This window comes from Microvirga tunisiensis, assembly GCF_009296175.1.
Taxonomy (GTDB): domain Bacteria; phylum Pseudomonadota; class Alphaproteobacteria; order Rhizobiales; family Beijerinckiaceae; genus Microvirga; species Microvirga tunisiensis.
In genome coordinates this window covers 1-4,391 of sequence record NZ_VOSK01000444.1, presented here as the reverse complement: position 1 = coordinate 4,391, position 4,391 = coordinate 1, and the positions used below count along the sequence as shown (strand labels likewise).

3 protein-coding genes and 1 pseudogene are annotated in these 4,391 nt (G+C 64.9%); 1 reads left to right on the top strand and 3 read right to left on the bottom strand.

Annotated features, from left to right (window positions below):
* Window positions 1–250: 250 nt before the first annotated feature.
* From FS320_RS38895 to FS320_RS38885, 3 genes and pseudogenes are all read right to left on the bottom strand, one after another.
* Entirely contained in the window at window positions 251–520 is a 270-nt protein-coding gene (locus FS320_RS38895; protein ID WP_342211972.1) for a thioredoxin family protein, read from the bottom strand.
* A 264-nt stretch (window positions 521–784) separates the two neighbouring features.
* Window positions 785–3,021, bottom strand: a pseudogene (gene lon / locus FS320_RS38890) (endopeptidase La).
* Window positions 3,022–3,172: 151 nt separating this feature from the next.
* Entirely contained in the window at window positions 3,173–3,580 is a 408-nt protein-coding gene (locus FS320_RS38885) for an Hsp20/alpha crystallin family protein (protein ID WP_152717706.1), read from the bottom strand.
* Between the two features lie 298 nt (window positions 3,581–3,878).
* Here FS320_RS38885 and FS320_RS38880 point away from each other — a divergent pair, with 298 nt between their 5' ends.
* Window positions 3,879–4,145: a hypothetical protein gene (locus tag FS320_RS38880; protein ID WP_152717704.1), complete on the top strand. Its 267-nt coding sequence runs from the start codon at window positions 3,879–3,881 to the stop codon at window positions 4,143–4,145.
* The last annotated feature ends 246 nt before the right edge of the window (window positions 4,146–4,391 follow it).

The following is a 4,391-nucleotide window of genomic DNA, read 5'->3' as shown; positions in this document are numbered from 1 at the left end:
CACCCATCCGCCCCGAACGCCACGTCGCCCAGTCGATCGCCACCATCCGGGCTGAACTCATCTGCACTCTCGTGCGAAGGCTCCCACGATGTCCCTGCTGCCACACAAAGTTTATGACACAGTAGTACTAGAGGGCCTCAAGCCCGCAACGACCCTCGCCCAGCAAATGGGTGTAGCGAGGCTCTTTATTCAGCGGCAGCCGAAACTCTCACGCTCCTCGTTCGACGGCTTGGCTTCTAGCAGAGGTCGTTCACCGTCTGCTCGCCTCTGCAATCCAGCGTTTCAGTGAGATCGGATCCATCATGCCAGCCTGCCTTGAAACGATTTGCCCGTTCCTGAACATGAACAGAGCAGGAGTTCCCTGGATGCCGAACTCTGATGCGAGGTGGGAGGCCGCATCGACATTGACCTTGACGAAGCGGGCTGCTGGCTCGAACTCCTGGGCAGCTTGCTCGACGACAGGAGCCATGGCGCGGCACGGGCCACACCACGGCGCCCAGGAAGCGACGACGACGGGAATGTCGTTGCGGGCGACATGGCGCTTGAACCGATCGCCGCCGAGCTCGACCGTGGAAGGCGGTTGACGCTATCACAGGCGGGACACACGATGTGGAACGTGTCGGACATCGTGCAAACTCCAGCTCATGTTCACGCACCGGAAAATGTAGACGCGGCCTCGTTAAAATGCAGGGTACCTGGCGGTGGTGCGCATCGGCTGCGCAACAGGTGTTTCTGGGCCTCCCGGTGCGCGCAGGAAGCCTCCTATGGAGGCGCAGGCCGTCTGTCATGCGGTCTGCGTACCGCTCTCGAGCGCCCGCGCCGGCTCGCCTTCCAGGGCGGCCGCCAACGCATCGTCGACCCGCTCCAGCCAGATGAACTCAAGCCGGGCCCGTGCGTCTTCCGGAATGTCCTCGAAGTCGCGGCGGTTGCGGGCCGGGAGCATCACCCGGGTGAGGCCCGCCCGCGCAGGCTAATCTCGCCCGTCATCGCCGTGTCGCTACGGACGGTCCGATCCGTCAGAAGCGACACCAGTGCCGTGAACATGGCCACACCGGCGCTGGGCCCGTCCTTCGGCGTGGCGCCGGCCGGAACGTGGATATGGATGTCGCTCTTCTCGAAAGCTTCCGGTTCAATCCCGAATGAGGCGGCCCGGCTTTTCACCAGGGTCAGTGCCGCCTGCGCGCTCTCGCGCATGACATCGCCGAGTTGGCCGGTGAGGATCAGCCCGCCCTTGCCCGGCGCCCGGCTGGCCTCGATGAACAGGATGTCGCCGCCCACCGGCGTCCAGGCCAGGCCAGTGGCCACGCCCGGCACACTGGTGCGCATGGCAACTTCGTCTTCAAAGCGCGAAGGACCAAGGATGGCGGCCAGTTGATCGACGTCGATGGCCACATGCCCCGTGCTGCCCTCGGCAATCCGGACTGCAGCATGCCGCAGCGCCCGGCCAATCTCGCGCTCCAGGTTCCGGACGCCAGCCTCGCGGGTGTAGTCCCGGATGATCCGGCGCAGGGCCTCGTCGCTGATCTCGGCCTGCTCGGGCTTGAGCCCGTTCGCCTCCAGCTGGCGTCGCACCAGATAGCGCCGGGCGATCTGCAGCTTCTCGTCCTCGGTGTAGCCGGCGAGCGTGATGATCTCCATCCGATCGCGCAATGGACCCGGGATGGTATCGAGCATGTTGGCGGTGGCGATGAACACCACGCGGGATAGGTCGAACGGCACTCCCAGATAGTTGTCACGGAAGGTGGCATTCTGCTCCGGATCGAGCACCTCCAGCATGGCAGCCGAGGGGTCGCCCTGGATGCCGCGCCCCATCTTATCAATCTCGTCGAGCATCATCACGCAATCGCGGGCCCCGGCCTTTTTGATCGCCTGGATGATGGTGCCCGGCAGGGCGCCCACATAGGTGCGGCGGTGGCCGCGGATCTCCGCCTCATCGTGCACGCCGCCGAGGCTGACCCGCACGAAGGGCCGTCCCATGGCGCGGGCAATCGACTGCCCGAGGGAGGTCTTGCCGACACCGGGCGGGCCGGCAAAGCACAGGATCGGGGCCTTGCCGTTGGGCGCGAGCTTGCGTACGGCGAGATACTCGATAATGCGCTGCTTGATCTTCTCGAGCCCAAAGTGATCCTCGTCGAGGATACGGCGCGCCTCCGCGATGTCGACGGACTTCTCCTCCGGCAGAGCCCAGGGAAGTTCGATCAGCCAGTCGAGGTAGGTCCGGATCATCCCGGCTTCCATGGCGCCTTCGGGCATGCGCTCGTAACGGCGCAGCTCCCGGCGGGCCTGCTCCTCGACCTCCGGTGGCATGGTGGCCTGGGCGATCTTCTCAGTAAGCTCCTGAACCTCCTGGGCGCGCCCGTCGCCTTCGCCCAGCTGGCGCTGGATCGCCGCCATTTGCTCGCGCAGCACAGCCTCGCGTTGGCGTTCGTCCAGGGCGGCTTTGGTTTGGCGGCCGATCTCGTGCGTCAGGCGGAGAACCTCGATCCGCTGGGCCAGCAGGCGGGAAACCTTGTCCATCCGGGGCAAGAGGTCGAGCGTCTCGAGGATCTCCTGTTTTTCCTCGGGCTTGATGTCCATGTAGGTCGCCGCAAGGTCGGCGAGCTGAGCGGCCGAAGTCGCTCCCTGCACGGCCGCGACCAGCTCCTGCGGCGCTTGCGGGAGGAGCTGCAGGGCCTCGATCGCCTGGCTCTGCAGGTGCAGGAAACGAGCCTCGATCTCCGGACTTTGTGCTTCTGGCTCCGGCAGGTGGAGCACACGCGCTGCCAGGAAGGGCTTGTCGTTCACGAAATCCAGGATCCGGATCCGCTGGACGCCCTGGCAGATGATATGGTGCGTTCCGTCCGGAGCCGTCATGTAGCGGACGATGTTGGCGAGCGTTCCGACCGGGTGCATGTCGGCAGGGCCGGGTTCTGCGACCTGGGCATCGCGCTGCATCAGGATGCCGATGGGCTTCTCCTCCCGCACAGCCTGCTGGGCAGCGGCGATTGAGGTTGGCCGCCCGATGACGATCGGCGCGATCATGCCCGGAAACAGCACGGTATTGCGCACCGGCACGATGATGGTCGCATCCGGCGGCAACGGAACCGGCGAGAACTTCTCCTGGGGCTCTGGTGAATGGTTGTTCGGCTGGTGAGGACCGTTGGCAAGTCCGAACAGGATCATGGCGCAACCCCTACACGTCCTTCTCAAGGCTGAAGACGAGACACCCATTCCGCGCGAACCGGCGCACGGCGCTGTAGCGCCCCGGCGGCAACGGGATCTGTCGCTCGAACTGGCCCTGCGGCAGTTCCAGGCGATGGATGCGGGCCGTGCGTAGCTCGGGAGGCAGCACGCGCCGCCCAGCCACCACCAAGGTCCCGTCCTGGACAACCGCCTCGACCTGGTCGGGCTCAACGCCTGGCAGGGCAATCAGGATGAGGACCTCACGGTCGGTCTCGATCATGTCGAGAGGAGGCTCCCACGCCGGCGCCGGGGTTTGCGAGCGTTGGAGCTGAAACAGTTGCCGGTGCATCCGCTCGGCTCGCGCCAGCGCGTCGATTGCCTCCGAAAGCATCCAGTTTGCCGGATCACGCATCGTCATCCGCCTCCACCAAACAGCTAGCTGTCCCGAAGCCCGAAGTTTTTCAAGCTGTACCGCAGACACCCCGGTCTGCGGATGGCCTCTAACAATGCGCATGGATCCCTCTTGTTTCTTGATCGATGACCGAGCTTGACCAAATCCATTGTGGTAGCGCGTGCCAGAGACGGCACCTGGTCGGCGGAGGACAGCCATAACTGGAGCGCCGTTTCGCGGCGAGGCCATGACTGCACGGCGGTCCATGCCAAAACGCCAGCGGCCCTGACCTTCGGCGGTGCCTACTCGATGGGAGAAGACGATCATGCGTATCAATGACCCTGGACCTGAGACCCTTGATGCTGTTGAGGAAGCAAGCCTCGAATCGTTTCCGGCGAGCGATCCTCCAGCCTGGATTCCGGTGCGCACCGGCCCGGTCGACGTGGCTGGCCTCCTCAGCCGCAACGCCGAGGCCAGGGCCGTGTGGAACGAAGCGCTTGAGGAGGCTGCACGGATCGCGGACGAGGCTGGGGCGCCAGAGCTGTCCGGGCAGATCCGGGACATAAAGCGCCTGGAGACAGGAGGCGTCTGAGCCCCGGTGCAGTCGGACCGGGGGCAGCCGATAGGCCTCTCAGAGCCCGCTCGACGAGGGTCGCTGGTGCGCTCCGATGCGTTGGGGAGGTCTTGCGAAAATTCTGCTCTGAAACTAGCTGTTTGGTAGCGGAACGTTGTTGGGATCAGGTGCGTTACGCCATTGAGGAGTATACTTGGCGCTTTGACGGCCTGCGACGCCGAGCTTCTCACCGCAGGAGGACGTGATGCACTCCCTTCATCCGCA

Bases quoted from the DNA above. Each gene is read 5' to 3' on its own strand.
- FS320_RS38885 (WP_152717706.1), bottom strand. From the start codon at position 3,580: ATGACGATGCGTGATCCGGCAAACTGGATGCTTTCGGAGGCAATCGAC.
- FS320_RS38880 (WP_152717704.1), top strand. From the start codon at position 3,879: ATGCGTATCAATGACCCTGGACCTGAGACCCTTGATGCTGTTGAGGAA.